The organism is Oceanithermus desulfurans, assembly GCF_014201675.1.
Lineage (GTDB): Bacteria > Deinococcota > Deinococci > Deinococcales > Marinithermaceae > Oceanithermus > Oceanithermus desulfurans.
On the sequence record NZ_JACHEZ010000007.1, the window covers coordinates 1 to 20,590 of the forward strand.

Sequence of the window (20,590 nt, forward strand, 5' to 3'; positions counted from 1 at the left end):
CACCGGGTTGATAGGCCGGAGGTGTAAGCGCGGCGACGCGTTGAGCTGACCGGTCCTAATCGTCCGAGGTCTTGACCTTTTTCTGCACTCATCGACCAGGACGGTCACCACTTCCTACATCCCACTTCCCAACCACGTCACGCCACCGAACAGATCCACTCGGGAATCAAACGAACAACATCGGATTCCCCCCGTGCCCATAGCGGCGTGGTCCCACCCGTTCCCATACCGAACACGGAAGTGAAACACGCCAGCGCCGATGATACTTGGACCGCAGGGTCCTGGGAAAGTAGGGCGGTGCGGGGGGTTTTTCTTTTGCTTCAACCCAACCCCCCAAACTCAAACCAACCTCCAAAGCAAAACCCGGGACCCAATCCCAACCCGGCCCACGAACCACGAGCCCGTGGGCCGTAGCCTGTAGCTTGTGGCCTGTAGCCTGTGGCCTGTAGCCTGTGGTGTCTCGTCGTAGGGACGGACCCGCGGGCCCGCCCCGTGGTTTCGTGGTGCGTGGTTCGTGGTGATGGTGACGAGACGGGCCCGTACACGTACCTGGCAGCGAACGGCTCTGTGGCGCGCGCCCGCGGCCTGCGGCCTACGCAACAGCGCCGTGACCCGGACGAACAAGTAGGGGAAGGTTTGAAACCTTCCCCTACATCCCAGCGTTCCAGCATCGGTGGCGGCCGAACCCCGGCCTCCCCCGCGGCATGGACCCCGGGTCTCGCCCGCTTCGCGACCTCCCCACCTACCGACGAACAACCCCCCTCCGGCCTGCGGCCACCTCCCCCCAAGGGGAGGCAGAAACTCGCAGCCCCTGCTTGGGGCCCATAACTCATGACCTGCGGAACGAACCTCCCTCTCCATTGGGGAGGGCAGGGGTGGGGGTTTGGAAAGCGGCCTCTGGCCCGTGGCCTGTGGAAACCCTGTGACGTAACGTTTTGCGCGTCCCGGTCGCAACCACCGCTCCCCTGGCTTCCATACCCCACACCCCACCACCTCCTTCACCCCCTCCCTTTCCCGTCATCCCCGACGAGGCGCGAAGTGCCGGGGTCGGGCGTCTTGGTGCGGCTGTGCAAGCCAAACGAACCGACGCCCCTTCGCCGCCGTCCGCATTACGAGCCCCGTCCTCCTAACGGCGCCCCCACTAAGATTCCGGATCTCGCCAACCCTGGGGTTGGCTCGCCCGGAAGGACGGGTGTTCGCGGCGCGCGTTGAGATTCCGGGCTGCCCCGGACTTGACCCGGGATCTCGGAGGCCATGCGGCCCCCTTGCCCGGAAGGACGGGAAACAGCGGTGCGCAGCGCATGATGGGCGGTACATGGCGCGCGGCGGGCGATTGGCGCGAGTTTGAAAGAGAAGGTGTAAGGCGTATTGGGTAGCCTCCGCATGCCGTTAAGGCTTTCATCGCCGCCCCCAGGCCCCGCCGATTGTTGCGCCTTTCGTCATCCACACCCCACCTTCCACGCCCACACCTTCATCGTCACCCAGGCGGAGCGGTGAAGCCGCGTGCCCCCGAAGTTCGCTGGCTGCCGCGGCTTGCTTCCTTTTCGCCCCCGTTCACCCCCGGGCGAACCGGTGAGTGCGGCAGCTTCCGGAATGGCCTGGAGCGGACCAGATGGCGCGAGTGGAACGGCGAAGACGCAGCGCACAGGCGGCAAGGCGTAAATTCGCCGAGGCTGATCCTTGGGTGGAGTGTGCGCGGGGCCGCGCCGGCGCGGCTTACACCTCGCCGCGTTCGAGCAGGCGCAGGAAGGCCTCCACTACCTGGGGGTCGAACTGCCGGCCGGCTTCTTTGCGGAGGTAGCCGATCGCCTTGTCCACGGGCCAGGCCGGGCGGTAGGGGCGGTCGGAGGTGAGCGCGTCGAAGACGTCCGCCACCGCGAAGATGCGGGCGAGGAAGGGAATGGCCTCGCCGGTGAGGCCGTGGGGGTAGCCCGAACCGTTCCAGCGCTCGTGGTGGTAGAGCGGCACCTTGAGCGCCCGCCTCAGGAAGGGGATGTCCCGCAACCACTCGTAGGCGTGCAGCGGGTGCTGCTTCATCGTCTCCCACTCTTCGGGGGAGAGCGGGCCGGGCTTGAGCAGGATGGCGTCGGGGATGGCCAGCTTGCCCACGTCGTGGAGGATCGCGCCGCGGCGGAGGTCTTCCAGCTCGTGCGCCCCCAGACCGAGCTCGCGCCCGAGCTTGAGGGCCAGCTCGGTGACGCGGCGGGTATGGCCGGCCGTTTCCTGGTCGCGCAGCTCGACGGCGCGCGCCCAGCCCCAGAGGGTGAGGTCGTAGGCGTTTTCCAGCTCGGCCTGGGTGCGCTGCAGCGCCTCGAAGCGGCGCAGGTTGTCGATGGCGATCGAGCCCTGCGTCACCAGCGTTTCCAGGAAGTCCTGATCGTCGGAGGAAAGCTCCCAGGCCCCGCCGGTGAAGGCGACGAAGACGGCGAGCAGCTCTCCCTTGGCGAGCATCGGCCAGGCCCGCAGGGCGCGCAGCCGCAGCGGCGCGAACGGGGTGGAGCCCAGATCGTCGAGCGCCACGGGTCGGCGCAGCAGCGCCGCCTGCCCCACCGCCGTTTCGCCCAGGGCGAGCTTGCGCAGCGGCTCGGGAGGGCCCCCGGCGAGACCGCGCGCGGACTGGAAGCGCAGCGCGTGCTCCTCGGGGGCGTACATCCAGAGGGCGACCGCGTCGACGGGCAGGCGCACGGCCTCGTCCAGCAGCGCCTCGATGCTCGCTTCCAGGTCGAGGCTGTGGGCGATGACCTGGTCCAGGGTGCGAAGCGATTCGAGGTTCTGGACGCGGCGCGCCAGCACCTGCCTCAGCGAGGCGCGCTGGATGGCGTTGCCGATGGTTTCGGCTGCGAGCTCGAGCCGCGCGATCTCACGTTCCCTGGGCGGAGGCTTGGGCCAGGCGAGGGCCAGCGCCCCAACGAAGCGGCGGCCCGCCGGCAGGGGCAGGTAGACGCCCGACCAGCCGTGCGGCACCTGTGGCCGCACGGCCTCGCGCAGCCGTGGGTCGGTGGCGATCTCCTCCACCACCAGGGGGCGGCCGTCGCGCAGCACCGCCGCCACCAGGCTCGGGTGTTCGAGCTGGGGAGCGGGGCGCAGCGAGCGCATCCAGCCGATGGCGCTGAAGGCCTCGGTGCGGCTGCCCTCCTCGCCGTAAAGGACGATGGCTCCGGCGGGCGCGTGGAAGAACGAGGCGACCGCTTCCAGGCCCTCGCGCATCATCGTTTCGAGCTCTTCGGAGCGGCGCAGCGCCTGCGCCACCCGGGCGAAGAGTTCGAGGTCGAGCTCCTTTTCCTTGGCCTCGGTGATGTCGAGCCCCACGCCCAGCACCGCGGGCTCGCCGCGGATCTCGATGCGGGCGGCGGAGTAGTCGAGCCAGCGCACCTCGCCCTGCTTGTTGACGATGCGGAAGGCGTAGCGCTCGCTGGGGCGCTTGCCCCGCAGGCGCTCGAGCCCCCGGTGCCTGACCCGGTCGCGGTCTTCGGGGTGCACGAACTCCCAGACGGGCCGGCCCCTCAGCTCCTCGTCGTCGTAGCCGGTGAGCCGCCGGGTGGCCTGGTTGGCGAAGACGAGGCGGTCGCCCTGCCACATGAGGATGACCGCGGGCGCCGTCTCGGCCAGGGTGCGGAAACGGGCTTCCGACTCACCGAGGGCACGACCCCGCTCGACCTCCTCGGTGACGTCTTCGGTGTAGCCGCTGAGCAGCTGGGTGGCGGGGTCGTAGCGAACGGTGTCCGCCAGCCAGATCCAGGTCCCCTTGCGTCCGTGCAGGAAGCGGTAGCGCGCGGTGTGGAAGACCCCGGGCTCGCGCAGGGCCCGGCGCGCCAGTGCGACGGCGTCCGCGCGGTCGTCGGGGTGAACGTAGTCGTAGTAGAGGCCGGGGCGCGCCAGCTCTTCGGCGTCGTAGCCGAGCACCGCGGTGCTGCGCGGCGACTGGTAGAGGGTGGGCGACCGCAGCGGGTCCTGCGTGGGGGCGACCCGGGCCTGCCAGGCCACCCCCGGCAGGGTGGCCACCAGGTTGGCCAGCAGCTCGCTCTCCTCCTGGAGCCGCCGCTCCAGCGCGTCCTCGCGGGTGACGTCGCGCACGTGCAGGACCAGCCCGCCCACCGCGGGTACGTGGCTCAAGTTCTTGCCCCAGACGCGGAAGACGCGGTCGCGGCCACGCGCGTCGCGCCCCCGGAAGCGGAAGGTCAGGGCCTGGCCCGGTTCTCTGGCCAGGGCCTCGAGCGCTTCGCGGGCCTGGCGCTGGTCTTCGGGCTGGAGGAAGCGCAGCAGGTTGATCCGCACCCCCGGGGGCGGGGGGCGGAAGCCCAGGCGGCGGACGCTGGGGCTGACGTAGCGGATCGTACCTTCGGGGTCGATGACGTAGACCACGTCGCGGCCGTTCTCGAGCAGCGTCTTGTAGCGCTCCAGCGTGTGCGCCCGCAGGGTCTCGAGCAGGTCCGGCAGCTCTTCGGCGTGTTCGAAGGCGTAAACGGGCAGGTGGTCGAGGCCGCGGAAGGCCTCGAGGAACCCCCGTTCCACGACGACCCCGTCGAACGGCTCCGCCGCGAGCGCCGCCAGCGCCCGCGCGGGCGAGTCGACCCGGTGCAGCCCTGCGGCGTCCTGGAGGGGGACCTCCCCCCGGGCGACCAAGAGGATTCGGTACACTGCCCTCACTATAGGCCAGGCGTATGAGCTCCGGGGTTCGTTTTCGGCCCCGCCGGGGCCCGCCCCGCCCCCGCCGGCCGTTCCCCACGCGCGCCGCCGCCGTCCGCGCGCTCATCTTCGCGGACGCCCGCCGAGCCGCGGCGCGGCGCTCAGCCGAAGACCCGGCGGGGCTGGGGTTTTTGCGCCGACTCGAGGTGGGGCACCTCGCCGAAGGCGATGCGGTCCTCCCCGGCGTAGTCCAGGCCGTGCATGCCTGCGAAGTAGACGGTGTCGGGGCCGTAGAGGGCGTTGATGCGGTCGAGGGCGTGGGAAAGGCGGTAGCCGCGGCGCGCCTCGGGCCACAGCGGCGGCGAGGTCTCGCGCTCGGGCACCAGGTGCCCCAGCACCAGTCCCACCTTGAAGGGTTGGGGCGGGGGCCCCGCGTCCCAGAGGCGGGCGAGGGCGTTCAGGAGCAGGCGGGTGTCCTGGGTGGTCTCGACCCAGGTCTTGCGCACCCAGGTGGGGGCGTGCAGCTGGGTGGCGTAGACGGTGAGGTGGCGGGTCCAGTAGCCCTTGCGCCGCAGGCGCACCGCCGCCTTGTGCAGGAGGCGCACCAGCGTCTTGCGCGCGCCCTCGGGGTGGCGCAGTTCGGGGGAGAGCACGTGCGAGTGGCCCACGGTGCGCCGCCGCGTGGGTACCGGAGGCAGGTCCTCGCCGCGCAGCGCGCGCCAGAGCCGTTCGCCCACCACCCCGCCCCAGATGCGCCGCATCGCCGGACAGGAGAGCCGGGTGAGCTGACGCACCGTGAAGATGCCGTGGCGGTGCAGCCGCGCCTCCATGCGGCGGCCGATGCCGTGGAGGTCGCGCAGGCTCAGGGGCCAGAGCGCCTCGGGCAGGTCTTCCGGCCGCAGCTCCACCAGGCCGTCGGGCTTTTCCAGCTCGGTGGCCACCTTGGCCAGGTAGCGGTTGGGGGCGAGGCCCGCCGAGGCGCGCAGCCAGGCGCCGACCTCGCGCCGGATCGCGGCCTTGAGCTCGAGCGCCAGCGCGCGGGCGTGGGGGCGCTCGTTCTTCATGAGGGCGAAGCGCATCTCGTCGATCGAAAGCACCTCTTCTACGGGAAGCACCCGCTCCACGGCCTCGAGGATGCGGTGGTGCACCTCCACGTAGACCCGCGGGCGCGCCTGGACCACCGCCAGGTTCGGGGCCATGCGCCGCGCCTCGCGCACCCGGGTACCGGTCTTGACGCGGTAGAAGCGGGCCTCGTAGCTGGCGGCGATGCAGAAGGTGGTCTCGGCCTCGAGGGGCACGACGCAGACCGGCCGCCCCCGCAGCTCGGGGCGCAGCTGTTGCTCCACCGAGGCGAAGTAGGCGTTCATGTCGAGAAAGATATACTTTGCAGGCATACTTGCCTCCCGGAATTACGATATTAACATAATCCAGTACCCCCAGGGTGAGGGGCGGTCGGGTCGCAACGGTTTCGCAACGCCGCGGTGGCTACGCTGCGGCCGGAGGTGAAAAAACGTGCGAACGACGATCGTGTGGTTGGCGTTGCTGATGCTCCTCGCGGCCTGCGGGACGGCAGGAAGCGGTACGGGTGGGTGCCCCACCCCGGCGGAGTTTGACCATGCCGGATGCGGTTACGACGACGCCGGAACGACGTTTGGCCCTTAGACCCCTCGAGGCTTAGTGAAACACCGGATTGCGAAGGAGACCCCCATGATGCAGAAGACCAAGTACGTATTGATCGGCCTGTTCATTTCCGCCCTTGGCCTGTGGGGCCTGGCGGTGACGGTTCCCAACAGCTTTTCCAGCGGCGACGTGGTGAGCGCGTCCAAGATGAACGAAAACTTTCAGGCGCTGAAGAGCGCGGTGGACGCGCTCGAGGCCAAGGTGGCCTTCGCCGCGGTGGGCCGGGCGTTGATACGCTGGAACGACCCCGACGCGACCGTGGATACGGACTGGAGCTTGAACACCTCGGGCGGCGCCATCGAGGTGGAGCGCCTGAGCGCCGGCCGGTACAACGTCACCTTCAAGGACTTGGCCGCCTCCCAGCCCCCCTACGGAACCGCGCTGGCGGGATCCAGGGACTTCTCGGGCGGCCACTGCAACGTGACCGTGGTGAAAGAGGAAAGCACCTACCCCGACGTGGTCTTGGGCGTGCGTTGCTTCGACGAAGCGGGCACCCTGCAAGACGGCGTGTTCCGGGTCGTCTACCTGCGCTAGCCTTCCCGCGATGGAAAACGCCCCCGAACCGGGGGCGTTTCTTGGTGGGCCCTGCAGGACTTGAACCTGCGACCGATCGGTTATGAGCCGACTGCTCTAACCAGCTGAGCTAAGGGCCCGCGTCCGGTTCTTCATGGTAGCAACCCGCCGGCAGGCTGACAACACGGCGGGGGCGTATGCTGGGAGCATGAAGATCGTGACCGTCGTGCTCGACTCCGTGGGGCTCGGTTACCTGCCCGACGCGCCCGCATTCGGCGACGAGGGCGCCGACACCCTCGACCACACCGTCCTCAAGACCGGGATCGAGCTGCCCAACCTGGCCCGGCTGGGCCTGGGCCGCGTACCCGGCGTCCACACCCTGCCGCTCGAGCCCGAACCCCTGGGCGCCTGGGGCCGCATGAAGGAGAAGAACCCCGGCAAGGACAGCTCCACCGGCCACTGGGAGTTCGTGGGCATCCACCTGGACCACCCTTTCCGCACCTTTCCCGAGGGCTTCCCCGAAGAGCTGATGGAAAAGTTCTCCGAGGCCATCGGCGGCCGCGGCTGGCTCCTCAACAAGCCCTACTCGGGCACCGACGCCATCCGCGACTACGGCGAGGAGCACCTGAAGACGGGCAAGCCCATCGTCTACACCTCGGCCGACTCGGTCTTCCAGATCGCCACCCACGTGGATGTGGTGCCGCTCGAGACCCTCTACGAATGGTGCGAGAAGGCCCGGGCGCTGCTCACCGGCGAGTACGCGGTGGCCCGGGTCATCGCCCGCCCCTTCGCCGGCGAGCCGGGCAACTTCTACCGTCTCAACGAAAAACGCCACGACTACGCCCTGGTGCCGCCCGACAACGTCCTCGACGCCCTCAAGGCCGCCGGGCACGAGGTGGTGGGCGTGGGCAAGATCCCCGACCTCTACGCCCACAAAGGCTTCACCCGCGAGGTCGCCTCGGGCAGCAACACCGAGGGGATCGAGAAGACCCTGGCGCTGATGGACGAGGCCATCCACGGCCTGGTCTTCACCAACCTGGTCGACTTCGACGCCAAGTACGGCCACCGCCGCAACCCCCAGGGCTACGCCGAGGCGCTGGTCGAGTTCGACCGGGCGCTGCCCGCGTTCCTCGAGAAGCTGGGGCCCGAGGACTACCTCTTCATCGTCAGCGACCACGGCAACGACCCCACCTACCGCGGCACCGACCACACCCGCGAGTACGCCATGCTCCTGGTTGCGGGGCCGGGGATGGCGGGGCGCGACCTGGGCACCCGGGAAACCTTCGCCGACCTGGGGGCTACCTGGGCCAAGCTGCTGGAAACCCGCTGGGAAGGGCCGGGGGATTCGGTAATCTAGAGCTACGAGCGTTCGCTATTCGCCGCGAAGCATTGCGGGTGCGGAAAGGACGGGATGAACCTCAGCTGGCGGGACGTAATCGACATTTTGGCGGTGGCCACGGTGCTCTACTACACCTACGGCCTCCTCGCCGAAACCCGGGCCATGAACTTGGTCCGGGGTTTAATCGTCTACGTCCTGGTCTGGTTCGCCGCCGAGCAGCTGGGCCTCACCACCCTCTCCTGGCTCCTGGGCAACGCCGCGACGCTGGGGATGTTCGCGCTGATCGTCGTCTTCCAGCCCGAGCTGCGGGGGGTGCTCGAGCGCCTGGGGCGCGGCCGCCTGCGCGAGAACCGGCTCGACGTGGAGGCCGCGCGCGAGCTGCTGCGCGCCGTCGAGCGCATGGCCGCGCGCCGCCTGGGCGCCATCGTGGCCCTGGAGCGGCGCACCCCGCTGGGCGAGTACGCCGTCACCGGCGAGGTGCTCGACGCCCGCGTCTCGGCGCGGCTGCTCGAGACCCTGTTCACCGTCGGCACCCCGCTGCACGACGGCGGCGCGATCATGCGGGGGCGGCGGCTGGTGGCCGCGGGCTGCGTCTTCCCGCTCTCCGAGCGCGACGACCTCAAGTACCTGGGCACCCGCCACCGCGCCGCGGTGGGGCTTTCCGAGGTCTCCGACGCCTTCGTGATCGTGGTCAGCGAGGAGCGGGGGACGATCCGCATCGCCGAGCGCGGCGAGCTCTCCCCCAACCTCACCCCCTCCGAGCTCAAGGACCGGCTGCGGGAGGTGCTCGATGAGGCCCTCTGAGCTGCTGCGGCGCACGCTCCACAACTGGCCCATCAAGCTGGCGGCGGTGCTGACGGCGCTGGTGCTGTGGTACCAGCTGCGCGAGGTGGAGCCGGTCGTCGAGCGCAGCCTGGAGCGGCCGCTCGAGGTGGTGGGCCTGGGCGAGGACCGCGCGGTGGTGGGCCTGCCCAAGAGCGTGACCGTGCGCTTCCGCGGCACCGCCCGCATCGTCGAGAACCTCAACCCGGGCGCGGTAATCGTCTTCGTCGACCTTTCCGGGGTCAACGAGGGGTCCTTCGCCGCGAACGTGCAGGTGCGCGCCCCCAGCGGGGTCCAGATCGCCGAGGTGGTGCCGGCCAAGGTGGAGGCTCGGGTCGAGCGTCTGGGCGCGGGGGTGCTGCCGGTCGAGGTCTACGCCCCCGGCAGCGTCGTGACCTTCGAGCCCGACAGCGTGGAGATGCGCGGCCCGGCCGGTCTGGTGGAGCGGGCGCGGGCGGCCGTGGGGGTGGACCTGACCGCCGAGGGCACGGTGCGCCTCGTCGCCTTCGACGAGGCGGGAACCCCGCTGCCCGAGCTCACCCTCGACCCCGACACCGCCCGCATCACCTTCCGCTCCCCCACCCTGGCGCGCAAGGAGGTGGACCTGGTGCTGCTGCCGGCTCCGCGCGACCTGCACCCGGTGCGGGTCGAGGCCCCGGCGAAGGTCACGCTGGTGGGCCCGCCGGGGGTGCTGGGGCAGATCACCGCGGTCCAGGCCGAGGCCGAGTGGCGCGTCGGCGAGTACACCGCCCCGCTCGAGTTGCTGCTGCCGCCCGACGTGGACGCGATCGGGGTGGTGCTGGCCAAGCTGAAGGTGGAACCCGCCAAGCCGCTGGAGTAACCCGCCCCTTCGCAAAACCGCCGGCAGGTGGCAGAATGTAAGGGATGGCGGAAGTGCTGCCCATTCGGCTCTACGGCGATCCGGTGCTGCGCAGGAAGGCGCGGCCGGTGCAGGATTTCTCGGACCTCGCGGAGCTCGCCGAGAACATGGTGGAGACGATGTTCGAATACGGCGGGGTGGGCCTGGCCGCCCCCCAGGTGGGGCTTTCGCGCCGCCTCTTCGTGGCCGCGGAGTACGCCCTCGAAGAGGAAGAGGCCGAGGCCGACGAGGAGGAGCGCCCGAAGAGCGTCCTCAAGAACCTCTACGTGATGGCGAACCCCCGCATCACCCACCGCGAGGGCACCCAGGTGGGCACCGAGGGCTGCCTCTCGATTCCCGGCGTCTACTCCGACGACGTGCCCCGCGACCTGCAGATCCGCGTCGAGTACCAGGACGTGACCGGCGAGCCGCGCACCCTCGAGGCCGAGGGCTACCTGGCGCGGGTGATCCAGCACGAGCTCGACCACCTGGAAGGGGTGCTCTTCCTCGACCGCATCCCCGCCGAGCTGCGCCGGCCCTTCATGGAGGAGCACCGCGCCGAGCTCGCCGAGATGCAGCGCAAGGCCAAGGCCTTCCTGCGGGAACTCAGGGCCGAGCGGGGGTGAGCGCGGTGCGCCGCCGGCTCGCCTTCTTTGGCTCGCCCGCCTGGGCCGTGCCGGTGCTCGAGGCGCTGGCCCGCGAGCACGACGTGGCCCTGGTGGTCACCCAGCCCGACCGGCCCAAAGGCCGCGGCCTCAAGACCGCCGAAAGCCCCGTGGCCGAGGCCGCCCGCAGGCTGGGGGTCGAGGTGGCCAAGCCGCGGCGGCTGCGCAAGGATCCCGAGATCGCCCGGCGCCTGCGCGCGCTCGACCTGGACGCCGGGGTGGTGGCCGCCTACGGCCAGATCATCCCCGAGGCGCTGCTGGAAATCCCCCGCTACGGCTTCCTCAACATCCACCCCTCGCTCTTGCCCAAGTACCGCGGCGCGGCGCCGGTCAACTGGGCGCTGATCCGCGGCGAGCCCGAGACCGGGGTGAGCATCATGCGCCTCGACGCCGGCATGGACACGGGTCCGGTCTTCGTTCAGGAACGCACCCCCATCGGCGCGGACGAGACCGCGGCGGGGCTTTCCGAGCGGCTGCGCGACCGCGGCGTGGAGCTTCTGCTGGACGTGCTCGCGCACCTGGAGGAACGCCAGCCCGAACCCCAGCGGGGCGAGCCCAGCTACGCCCCGCTGCTCACCAAAGAGGACGGCCGCATCCGCTGGAGCGATCCCGCCCGCAAGATCTACGACCGCCACCGCGGGGTCCAGCCCTGGCCCGGCAGCTGGTTCGAGCACCAGGGCCGGCGGGTCAAGGTGCTCGAGCTGCGCCCGGCCGAGGGCCGCGGCGCGCCCGGCGAGGTGCTGGCCGTGGGGTCCGAAGGGGTGCGCGTGGCCACCGGCGAGGGGGCGGTCCTGCTCGTCACCGTCCAGCCCGAAGGCAAGCGGCCCATGCTCGCCGCGGACTGGGCCCGGGGCCACGGAGTGGCCCCGGGCGTCCGCCTGGGCGGGGGTTAACGCGAATCCGAGCCGGCCGGGGGCGCCGGTTCGGACGGGGGGTTCTACGGCCGGGCGGGGGTGAGCCCGCAGGGAACCGGCACCTTGTCGGGGTCGATCCCCTTGGCGTGGTACTGCAGGTACTTGGTGATCCAGGCGATCTGGGTCTTGTCCAGCGGGGTGCGCGAGGTCATCGACTTGAGCACCTGGGGCCACTGGTTGGCCGTGTACTGGGCCGGGTCGTGCAGGGCGTGGCAGGCGGAGCAGTTCTTCTTGTACAGCGCCTCCGCGGTGGCCCAGGGCTTGCGCAGGTCCTGGGAGAGCGCCTTCGCGGGGACCCAGAAGCCGGCGAGGCGGACCTGGCTCCACGTCTGGCCGGTGTTCTCGTCGGTGACCGTCTGGAGCACCTGCAGCTTCGCCAGGGCGCAGTCCTTTAGGATCGCCTCGCGGATGCGCACTCCCTCGAGGGCGTAGAGCACCGTGGAGCCGGGTTGGCGCCAGCCTTCCAGCACCACCCGCACCCAGCCGTCGCGGGCTTCGGCCGCCTGCAACGGCACGGCCAGCTCGAGCACGCCGCAGCCGTCGCCCGACCCTCCGGGCGCGGGGTAGAGGTGGGTGGTCTCGACGGTGCAGTAACGGTTCGTCTCGGGGTTGCCGCTGGCCGCCAGCAGCGCCAGCGCGGCCAGCGCCAGCACCGCCCCGACGACCGCCCCCCATGCACGCGGTTTGTTCAATCGCCTCACCGCCTTTCGCGCGGGCTCCCCGGGCGGGCCTTGGCCCGCCCGGGGGTTTCGGGTCAGCTCTGGGCCTGCGCCGGGGGTTCGAAGGCCGTGACCCGCGGAACCGGCCCTTCGTACTTCTCGATCTCCACCAGCACCGTGTTGGCCACGTTCCCCTGGGCCAGCTTCGAGGTGCCCTTGTCCATCGTCACGGTGTTGACGTTGCCGTGCTTGCACAGCGCGCCGGGCTTGCCCGGTTCGTCGGGGTCGTACCAGGCACCCTCGTGCACCGCGATCACCCCGCGGCGGACGCGGTCGGTCACGTAGGCGCCGGCCAGCAGCGCGCCGCGGTCGTTGAAGATGCGCACCACGTCGCCGTGCGCGATCCCGCGGGCGCGGGCGTCGTCGGGGTGGATCCAGACGGGCTCGCGCTCGTTCACCTCGTACCAGTCGCGGATCCAGGTGTTGTCGAGCTGGGAGTGCAGCCGGTACTTGGGGTGGGGCGAGACGAGGTGCAGCGGGTAGCGCTTCGCCTTGGCGCCGCCCAGCCACTCGGCGGGCTCGAGCCAGGTGGGGTGCGGCGGGCAGTCGTCGTAGCCGAACTTCTCGATGGTGCGCGAGTAGATCTCGATCTTGCCCGAAGGGGTGCCGAGCGGGTTGAGGTCGGGGTCCTTGCGGAAGTCGCCGTAGCGCACGTACTGCTTGGCGCTCTCGGGCACGGGGAAGGCCACGTAGCCGGTCTCCCAGAAGGTGTCGAAGTCGGGCATCGAGAGCTTCATCGCCTTGGCCTGCTTGCGCGCCTCCTCGTAGAAGGAGCGGATCCAGCCCATCTCGTCCTTGCCCTCGGTGAACTTCCTGCCGAAGCCGAGGCGGTCGGAGAGCTCGGCGAAGATCTCGAAGTCGCTGCGCGCCTCGAAGAGCGGGTCCACCGCCTTGTGCATGGCGAGGATGTACTGGTTGGTGTACTCGCTCATGTTGTCGATGTCGTTGCGCTCGAGCGTCGTCGTCACCGGCAGGACGATGTCGGCGAACTTGGCGCTCGAGGTCCAGAAGATGTCGTGGACGATGGTCACCTCGGGCCGCTGCCAGGCCTGGATCAGCCGGTTCTTGTCCATCTGGTGGCTGAAGGGGTTGCCGCCCGCCCAGTAGACCAGCTTGATGTCGGGGTAGGTCACCTTCTCGCCGTTGTAGTCCACCGTCTTTCCGGGGTTGAGCAGCAGGTCGCTCACGCCGTGGGCGAAGGGGATGGCGGTCTTGACGGGGTTGTCCCCGGCGGAGATGCCGCTGAGCACCGGGGCGTTGGCCGCGGGCGCGCCGCCGCTGGCGTAGTGGTAGCTGAAGCCGAAGCCGCCGCCCGGCAGCCCCACCTGGCCCAGCATCGCCGCCAGGGTGACGAGCATCCAGGGGGCCTGTTCGCCGTGGTCCTGCCGCTGGATCGCCCAGCCGCCCATGAGCATGGTGCGGCCGCGGGCCATGCGGCGGGCGAGGTCGCGGATCGTGGCCGCGGGCACCTCGGTGATCTTCGCGGCCCATTCGGGGGTCTTGGGCTGGCCGTCGCTCTTGCCCAGCAGGTAGTCGAGGAACTTGTCGAAGCCCACGGTGTAGCGCTTCAGGAAGGCCTCGTCGTACAGCTTCTCGGTGTAGAGGGTGTGAGCGATGGCGAGCATCAGCGCCACGTCGGTGTTGGGGCGCAGCGCCACCCAGTCGGCGTCCAGGAAGCGGGCGGTGTCGGTGAGGCGCGGGTCGACCGAGACCACCTCGATGCCGCGCTCCTTCACCGCCTGCAGCGCCGGGTAGGCGTAGTGGTCGGGCGGCGTCCAGCCGATCTGGTTGTTCTTTATCAGGTCGGCGCCGAAGAGCACGATCAGGTCGGTGTTCTCGATGATCGTGGGCCAGGCCGTCTGCTGGTCGTAGACCTCGATGTTGCCGGTCACGTGCGGCAGGATCGTCATCGCCGCCTGCACGCTGAAGTCGCCGGTGTTGTCGGTGTAGCCGCCGAAGAGGCCCAGCATCCGCCGCAGCAGCGTGGGGGCGTTGTGCAGCTTGCCGACGCTGTGCCAGTCGAGGCTGCCGGCGAAGATGCTGGCGTTGCCGTAGCTGGCCTTGACGCGCTCCAGCTCACCGGCGACGAGGTCGAGGGCGTCGTCCCAGCTCACCCGTACGAACCGTTCCGCGCCGCGCTGGCTGCGGTCGCTGCGGGCGCCCTTCTTGAGGAAGCCCTCGCGCACCATGGGGTACTGGATGCGCGAGCGGGCGTAGACGCGTCCCGGCAGCGCCTGCAGCATCGGCACCGGGGCGCGGTCGCCGCCGAACGGCTTGACGCCCACGAGCTTGCCGTCCTCGACCTGGGCCAGGAAGGCGCCCCAGTGCGAGGCGGTGAGGCGGGTGCTGGGGGTGAGCGGCCCCGCCCAGTCCAGCGAGCGCGCGTACCGGGCGGCGGCGTTCGCGGCGGGCGCCGCCTGCGCCGACGCCCGCGAACCCAGCAGCGACGGGGCCATCAGGCTTGCGGCCCCGGCACCCAGCACGCTCTTGAGGAAGGTCCTGCGTTCCATACCCTTGCGATGCTTGCTTCCCATGGCCAACCTCCTAAATTCTGGAACGCGACGCAGTGCTAAACGAGGCGTTTACGTCTTTATTGTGCTCCGGGTTCGCTACGCATGAGACCTAAGAAATACGCTTTTCTTTACTTGGCCATAGCTACTGTTCCAGGCCCCTGCTTCCGGCGTTTGGACAAAAGGCCAAAATGTCTCTCAGGGCACGCTGGCTTCCCTCGCTGCGGGGGTGGAAAGCAAAGCGTCACCGCCGCGGTCGGGTAACCTGAGGCATGGCGGATCCCGATCGCTTGCTCGACGCGCTGCTCGACCTGCCGCAGCTGTTCGGCGCCCGGCTCGAGCCCTCCTCGGGGGCCCTCGCCTGGACCTGGCTGGGGCGCGACCCGGTCCCCCACGTCTGGGCGCGCACCCCGGACGGCGAGGTGCGGCGCCTGAGCGAGGGCGACGAGAAGAGCTACTTCGCGGGCTTCTTGCCGGGAGGGCGCGGCGTGCTCTACGAGACCGACCCCGGCGACGAGCGCACCGCCCTCTGGGCGCGCCCCTGGGAGGGGCCGGCGCGCCGGCTGACCGAGGCGCACCCGCCCTACTACCTGCGCGGCGGCGAGCTGCACCCCCAGCGCCCCTGGCTCGTCTTCGGCGCCAACTACGACTTCGAACGGGGCGAGCCGCTCGAGCCCACCTGGATCTGGCGGCGCGACCTGGAGACCGGCGAGCTGCGGGCGCTGGCGCGGCCCGAGCGACCGGGCACCTGGGCGCCCCAGCTCGACCCCGACGGTCGCTGGGTGCTCTACGACCGCGCCACCCGTCACCCCGGGGGACAGGAACTCTGGGTCGTGGACGTGGAGGGACGGGAGGACCGCCGGCTTTTGAGCGCCGGCGAGGAGCGCAAGGTCCACGGCCTCTGGGCGGGGCCGCGGGTGAACTATGTGGCCGAGGGGGAGGGAGCGCAGGTCTGGGGCTGGCGCGACCTGGAGGGCCGCGGGCGCGTCCTCCTCGAAGACGCCCACCTGGAGCGCCCCCTGCGCCTGCCCGGCGCGCCCTTCCTGGCCGCTTTGGCCGTGCGCGAGGCCCGCAGCTACACCCTGCTGGCGGACCCCCAAGGCGGCGCGGTGCGCGAGGTGCGGCCGCCGCGCGGCAACCTGATCCTGCTGGGGCAGGGCGCCGGCGGCTGGGTGGGGGCCTACGCCTCCAGCACCCGTCCCGCCGACCTGGTGCGGCTGGACCCCGACCGCCCCGACCCCGAGGCCTTCGAGAGCCTCACCGGGCTGGAGGCGCTGCTGCCGCCCGGGCTGCTCGCGGGGCTGGTGCCCGCCGAGGACTTCGAATGGACCTCCAGTGACGGGCTGCGCCTCCACGGCGTCGTCTACCGCACCCCGCACCGCCCCAGAGGCACGATCGTGCTCGTCCACGGCGGCCCCACCGCCCACTACGGCGAGCGCGTCAACCCCGAGGTGCAGCACTACCTGGCGCGGGGGTTCCACGTCTTCCTGCCCAACTACCGCGGCTCGACCGGTTACGGGCTGGCGTTCCGGGAGAAGATCAAGGAGACCGGCTGGGGCGGGCTCGAGCAGGACGACATTCGCACCGGCATCGAAGCCCTGATGGCCGCGGGGCTGGCCGAGCCGGGCCGGGTGGGCGTGACCGGCACCTCCTACGGCGGCTACTCGAGCTGGTGGCAGATCACCCACGCCCCGCCCGAGCTGGTGGCCGCGGCCGCCCCCATCTGCGGCATGACCGACCTGATCGTCGACTACTACAGCACCCGCCCCGACCTGCGCCCCTACTCGGAGGAGATGCTGGGCGGCAGCCCCGAGGAGGTGCCCGAGCGCTACCGCGAGCGCTCGCCGGTGCACTACGTGGAGCGCATCCGCGGGAAGCTCCTCATCGTCCAGGGCGCGCTCGACCCCAACGTCACCCCTGAGAACCTGTCCGCGGTACGCCGCGCCCTCGACGCCGCGGGCGTGCCCTACCAGGTGCTGGTCTTCGAGGACGAGGGGCACGGGATCGAGAAGAAGGCCAACCGGCGGTTGCTCTACCGCCGCCTGGCCGACTTCTTCGAGGCGGCCTTCGCCTAGGGCGGGGCCACCAGAGGGACGGTGCGTAGTGCGTTGTGGGCGGTACGTGGTGAGCCGGGCGAGAAACGGCGGCGGACATCGGGTTCATGCAGCGCCCACAACCCCCCAGCGTTTTCCCAAGGGTAGGGGGCGTTGTTTTGCGGTGACCGGGCCGTGGGCTCATGGCGCGGTACGGGTCCCGGATCAAGCCCGGGACCGATTCGGAGTCTTGAAACACGGGTGAGGAAACACCGGTTCAAAGCGCAGGCGGTGACGACAACGGCGCGACGGTTCGCCTTCGTTTTGAGCGCGCAGCAGCCCCGGCAAGATCCCCGACCCCGGCGCTTTGCGCCTCGTCGGGGATGACGGCAGGAGGGGATGGGTAGCCATCACAAAACCCCGACCGGCGCGAGCTTCGCCCGTTTGATCGGGGACACGTCCGGCTCCTCTTTTTCCTGACCCGCTACTTCCGACGCACGGCTCCCGACGCACCGCCGAGGTCCGGGACCTATGCTGGGAAAACAGCCGAAATTACACTACCGTTGATAAGGCCGCCACACGCCACGAGCCACTCGCCCCTTGCCCCCTTTCCCGTATCACCGGACGAGGCCCACCCGCCTGACCAAGACCAGTGGTTCGTGCAGTGAGTGACGCCGAAGGCAGGGCTACCATCAACAGGCCAACCACAGGCCACAGGCCTGCCTGCCTCTTGGCATAGGCCGGGCGGAGCCGCCCTACGGTGGAGGCGTTTGCAGGCCGGTGTTTTGTCGTCCCAGCCAGGCGAGTACACAGCGCGCGTGCTGGAATTCAGACCGGCGCACTCTCCGGTGGCGCGGCCCTGGAGTCATAGGGGATTGGTGCGCAGGCGCCGCCGACGCAGAGCCCTCGCCACCGCTTTTGAAACGGCCCCGCTCCGGCGTTCGCCGGGCTGGCGAGGGAAGATGCCGGTAGCGGGGTGGCGTGAACAACGTGGTGAGGCCGCACAGCTAGCGCAGGCGGTCCCGCTCACGACAGGAGGCCACCCCAAATGGGGTGGCCTCCTGTCGTGGCCGCATCCTAGAGGATGCCCAGCTCCTTCAGCTTCTCCTCGGGCACCACGCCGTTCTTCCAGCCGCGCAGCTGGTAGTACTCGGCGAGCATCTCGTCCAGCTCGGTGACCTGGCCCTTGGAGCCGCCCGAGTCGGAAGGTTCCTTGAGGAAGCGCTCGGGCAGGTAGTCCGAACCCTCGGCCCAGCCCGCCTGGTTGTTGAAGTAGCGCTCCAGGTTGTAGATGCGCTCGCCGATCTTCATGATGTCGTCGGGGGTGACCTTCATCCCGGTGTAGGCGGTGTACTGGTCGGCGTACTCCTCGGGACCCTCGGCGAACTGGCTGAACTTGCAGAGGTCCATCGAGTCGGTGAAGGCCGAGAGGTCCTGGAAGGTCTTGGTCAGCTCGGCCTTGCCGCGCCACTCGATGGGGTCGGTCTTGAAGGGAACACCCAGCAGCTCGGAGGCCGGGGTGTAGGCGCGCAGGTGGCAGGCGCCGCGGTTGGAGGTGGCGTAGGCGATGCCCATGCCCTTGAGGCCGCGCGGGTCGTATGCGGGGATGGCCTGCCCCTTGACCTCCATGGCCAGCTCGGGGTGGCCGATCGCCTTCATGAACCTGGCCGTGCCCTCGGCGGCCTTGTCGCCCAGGCCCTGGCGGTGGGCGATCATCTCCAGGAACTGGCACTCGCCCTGCACGTCGCCGAACTTGAGGCCTTCCTGCTCGGCGACGTAGCCCTTCTCGGTGGCTTCCATCAGCGAAGCGATCACGTTGCCCGCCTCGATGGTGTCCATCCCGAAGGCGTTGCAGAGGTAGATGGCGTAGCTGACCCAGGTGCGATCGGCCGCGCCCGAGTCGGGACCGAGCGCCCAAGCCGACTCGTACTCGACCGACTCGAAGCGGATCGGCTTGCCGTTGAGGTGGATCTCGACCATCTTCTTGCAGGCCACCGGGCAGGCGTGGCAGGTGTTGTCCTTGACCAGAATGTGCTCGCGGATGGCCTCGCCCGAGACCTCGCCCGCGGGCTCCCAGCTGGTGTGCTGGGCGTTGAAGGTGGGCAGCGCGCCGATGGAGTTGGTGATGTTCATCAGCACGTTGGTGCCGTAAACGCTCAGGCCCCCCTTGCGCGGCGCGGTGACGTTGTTCTCGTCCATGATCGTCGCCAGCGCCCGCTCATCGGCCTCGTGCCAGGCGGCCTTGTCGGCGGGCTGGTAGACGCCCTTGTCGCCCGGGACCATCACGATCGCCTTCAGCTTCTTGGAGCCGGCCACCGCGCCGGTGCCGCCGCGGCCCGAGGCGCGTTCGTCGTTGTTGAGCCAGGCGGCGAACTTGACCAGGTTCTCACCGGCAGGGCCGATGGCCATTACGTCGGCGTCCTCACCGTGGCGCTTGCGCAGGATCTCGTGGGTCTCGTGGGTGGTCTTGCCCCAGAGGTCGGAGGCGTCCTTGATCTCGACCTGGCCGTCCTGCAGCAGCAGGTAGACCGGCTTTTCGGCCGCGCCCTTGATGAGCAGGCCGTCGAAGCCGGCCCACTTCATCTTCGCCGCGGTCCAGCCGCCCATGTGGCTGTCGGTCACCGTGCCCGTGAGCGGGCTCTTGGTTACCACCGCCAGGCGGCCGCTCATCTTGGCCTGGGTGCCGGTGAGCGGACCGGTCATGACCGCGAGCAGGTTCTCGGGGCTGAGCGGGTCCACCCCGGGGCCGTTTTCAAAGACGTACTTGACGCCGAGCCCGCGGCCGCCGATGTACTTTTTCAGGTCCTCTTCCTTGGGGGCCTCGTACTCGACCGTGCCGGTGCTCAGGTCGATCTTGGCCAAGCGATGCGCATACCCTTTGAGCATGGCTCCCTCCTTCCGGCGAAACGCCGTGTTTGTTGTGTCTAACGCTTATGCTACCGCCGGTGGTTTTTGAAAGCAATCCCGTATTGCAACAGCATGCAACACGCAGGGCTCACCGTTCTCGCCTCGGTTCCGAAGTAATCTGGGGGGGTGAGCGCGAAGGTTCCCGAAGTTATCGAGCTCGAGCCCCAGTTCAAGCCCCGCGTCTGGGGTGGGCGACGCTTGGCCGAGCGCTTCGGGCTCGCAACCGACGAGCCCATCGGCGAGGCCTGGATGGTCTTCGACGAGAACCGGGTGGCCTCCGGCCCCTACGCGGGCCGGGTGCTGGCCGAGGTGCTCCCCGAGCTGGGCGAGGCCTTCCTGGGCCGGGCGGTGGTGGAGCGTTACGGCCCCCGGCTGCCGCTCATGGTCAAGTTCCTGGATACCGCCGACTGGCTCAGCGTGCAGGTGCACCCCGACGACGCCTACGCCCGCGCTCACGAGGCGCAGACCGGCTGGCTGGGCAAGGCCGAGGCCTGGGTGGTGCTCGAGGCCGAGCCCGGCGCCCAGGTGATCTACGGGGTGAAGCGGCCGGTGACGCGCGAGGAGCTGCGCGCGGCGGCGCAGGACGGCACGATCCTCAAGCTGCTCAACTTCGTGCCCGTCCAGCAGGGCGACGTGATCTACGTGCCCCCGGGCACGATCCACGCCCTGGGTCCGGGCCTCCTGGTCTACGAGGTCTCCCAGCGCTCCGACCTGACCTACCGGCTCTACGACTACGGCCGGGGGCGGGAGCTGCACCTGGACCGGGCGCTGGACGTGGCGCGGCTCGAGCCACCTACGGCCGAGATGTGCCGGATGCAGGCGGGGCCCCTTCTGGAAACACCTTGGTTCAAGCTCTATGCCGCAGGCCGACACCTTCAGGCCCCGGAGCGCTCATTGCTGGCCGTGGTGCCCCCTTCCATACCGTGCCGTGGGTTGGTGCTGGGTGCTGGACAGCAGCATCACGTCGATGCCCCGGTTCAGCTCGTGGCCCACATATAAGCAC

General features: G+C 70.0%; 13 protein-coding genes, 1 tRNA gene and 2 rRNA genes. 10 read left to right on the forward strand and 6 right to left on the reverse strand.

Annotated features, from left to right (window positions below; genetic code table 11):
- Positions 1–79: ribosomal RNA gene (locus tag HNQ05_RS09085) — 23S ribosomal RNA — on the forward strand; the annotation flags it as partial.
- Positions 80–189: 110 nt separating this feature from the next.
- Positions 190–306: ribosomal RNA gene (gene rrf / locus HNQ05_RS09090) — 5S ribosomal RNA — on the forward strand.
- A gap of 1,410 nt (positions 307–1,716) precedes the next feature.
- Here rrf and HNQ05_RS09095 read toward each other — a convergent pair.
- Both HNQ05_RS09095 and HNQ05_RS09100 read right to left on the reverse strand, forming a co-directional pair.
- Positions 1,717–4,638: a PAS domain S-box protein gene (locus HNQ05_RS09095; protein WP_246104136.1), complete on the reverse strand. Its 2,922-nt coding sequence runs from the start codon at positions 4,636–4,638 to the stop codon at positions 1,717–1,719.
- Between the two features lie 149 nt (positions 4,639–4,787).
- Positions 4,788–6,020, reverse strand: a complete 1,233-nt coding sequence (locus HNQ05_RS09100) for a Y-family DNA polymerase (protein ID WP_147148832.1) — start codon at positions 6,018–6,020, stop codon at positions 4,788–4,790.
- A gap of 313 nt (positions 6,021–6,333) precedes the next feature.
- On the opposite strand from HNQ05_RS09100, the gene HNQ05_RS09105 reads away from it, so the two are divergent.
- The gene (locus tag HNQ05_RS09105) at positions 6,334–6,840 is read left to right on the forward strand and encodes a hypothetical protein (RefSeq protein ID WP_147148830.1); all 507 of its coding nucleotides are present in this window, start codon (positions 6,334–6,336) and stop codon (positions 6,838–6,840) included.
- Positions 6,841–6,882: 42 nt separating this feature from the next.
- Here HNQ05_RS09105 and HNQ05_RS09110 read toward each other — a convergent pair.
- Positions 6,883–6,959, reverse strand: a tRNA-Ile gene (locus HNQ05_RS09110).
- A 68-nt stretch (positions 6,960–7,027) separates the two neighbouring features.
- On the opposite strand from HNQ05_RS09110, the gene HNQ05_RS09115 reads away from it, so the two are divergent.
- The 5 genes from HNQ05_RS09115 to fmt are packed head-to-tail and all read left to right on the forward strand — an operon-like array spanning position 7,028 to position 11,397.
- Positions 7,028–8,176 carry a phosphopentomutase gene (locus HNQ05_RS09115; protein ID WP_147148828.1) on the forward strand — a complete coding sequence of 383 codons (1,149 nt, stop codon included), beginning with the start codon at positions 7,028–7,030 and terminating at the stop codon, positions 8,174–8,176.
- 54 nt (positions 8,177–8,230) lie between these two features.
- The gene (cdaA, locus tag HNQ05_RS09120) at positions 8,231–8,962 is read left to right on the forward strand and encodes a diadenylate cyclase CdaA (protein WP_013458797.1); all 732 of its coding nucleotides are present in this window, start codon (positions 8,231–8,233) and stop codon (positions 8,960–8,962) included.
- Positions 8,949–9,821, forward strand: coding sequence for a CdaR family protein (locus HNQ05_RS09125; RefSeq protein ID WP_147148826.1), 873 nt, complete (start codon positions 8,949–8,951; stop codon positions 9,819–9,821). Before cdaA ends, HNQ05_RS09125 begins: the two co-directional genes overlap by 14 nt.
- Positions 9,822–9,865: 44 nt before the next feature.
- Positions 9,866–10,465, forward strand: coding sequence for a peptide deformylase (def, locus tag HNQ05_RS09130; protein WP_147148824.1), 600 nt, complete (start codon positions 9,866–9,868; stop codon positions 10,463–10,465).
- Between the two features lie 5 nt (positions 10,466–10,470).
- Complete coding sequence (gene fmt / locus HNQ05_RS09135) at positions 10,471–11,397, forward strand: methionyl-tRNA formyltransferase (protein ID WP_147148822.1); 927 nt, start codon at positions 10,471–10,473, stop codon at positions 11,395–11,397.
- A 44-nt stretch (positions 11,398–11,441) separates the two neighbouring features.
- Here the strand turns inward: fmt and HNQ05_RS09140 are convergent, their stop codons facing one another.
- The gene (locus HNQ05_RS09140; protein ID WP_147148820.1) at positions 11,442–12,110 is read right to left on the reverse strand and encodes a hypothetical protein; all 669 of its coding nucleotides are present in this window, start codon (positions 12,108–12,110) and stop codon (positions 11,442–11,444) included.
- A 62-nt stretch (positions 12,111–12,172) separates the two neighbouring features.
- On the reverse strand, positions 12,173–14,671 hold the full coding sequence (torA, locus tag HNQ05_RS09145) for a trimethylamine-N-oxide reductase TorA (protein WP_147148818.1): 2,499 nt from the start codon (positions 14,669–14,671) through the stop codon (positions 12,173–12,175).
- A gap of 248 nt (positions 14,672–14,919) precedes the next feature.
- Between torA and HNQ05_RS09150 the strand changes: the two genes are divergently transcribed.
- Positions 14,920–16,722: a S9 family peptidase gene (locus HNQ05_RS09150; RefSeq protein ID WP_147148817.1), complete on the forward strand. Its 1,803-nt coding sequence runs from the start codon at positions 14,920–14,922 to the stop codon at positions 16,720–16,722.
- 1,035 nt (positions 16,723–17,757) lie between these two features.
- Here the strand turns inward: HNQ05_RS09150 and HNQ05_RS09155 are convergent.
- Positions 17,758–19,566 carry an aldehyde ferredoxin oxidoreductase family protein gene (locus tag HNQ05_RS09155; RefSeq protein ID WP_147148815.1) on the reverse strand — a complete coding sequence of 603 codons (1,809 nt, stop codon included), beginning with the start codon at positions 19,564–19,566 and terminating at the stop codon, positions 17,758–17,760.
- Positions 19,567–19,713: 147 nt separating this feature from the next.
- Between HNQ05_RS09155 and HNQ05_RS09160 the strand changes: the two genes are divergently transcribed.
- Positions 19,714–20,586 (forward strand): type I phosphomannose isomerase catalytic subunit, encoded by an 873-nt coding sequence (locus HNQ05_RS09160; protein WP_147148813.1) that lies wholly within the window; start codon positions 19,714–19,716, stop codon positions 20,584–20,586.
- Positions 20,587–20,590 lie beyond the last annotated feature (4 nt).

Excerpts from the sequence above, each read along its gene's own strand:
- HNQ05_RS09100 (WP_147148832.1), bottom strand. The coding sequence starts at position 6,020 with ATGCCTGCAAAGTATATCTTTCTCGACATGAACGCCTACTTCGCCTCG.
- HNQ05_RS09105 (WP_147148830.1), top strand. The coding sequence starts at position 6,334 with ATGATGCAGAAGACCAAGTACGTATTGATCGGCCTGTTCATTTCCGCC.
- HNQ05_RS09115 (WP_147148828.1), top strand. The coding sequence starts at position 7,028 with ATGAAGATCGTGACCGTCGTGCTCGACTCCGTGGGGCTCGGTTACCTG.
- cdaA (WP_013458797.1), top strand. The coding sequence starts at position 8,231 with ATGAACCTCAGCTGGCGGGACGTAATCGACATTTTGGCGGTGGCCACG.
- HNQ05_RS09125 (WP_147148826.1), top strand. The coding sequence starts at position 8,949 with ATGAGGCCCTCTGAGCTGCTGCGGCGCACGCTCCACAACTGGCCCATC.
- def (WP_147148824.1), top strand. The coding sequence starts at position 9,866 with ATGGCGGAAGTGCTGCCCATTCGGCTCTACGGCGATCCGGTGCTGCGC.
- torA (WP_147148818.1), bottom strand. The coding sequence starts at position 14,671 with ATGGGAAGCAAGCATCGCAAGGGTATGGAACGCAGGACCTTCCTCAAG.
- HNQ05_RS09150 (WP_147148817.1), top strand. The coding sequence starts at position 14,920 with ATGGCGGATCCCGATCGCTTGCTCGACGCGCTGCTCGACCTGCCGCAG.
- HNQ05_RS09155 (WP_147148815.1), bottom strand. The coding sequence starts at position 19,566 with ATGCTCAAAGGGTATGCGCATCGCTTGGCCAAGATCGACCTGAGCACC.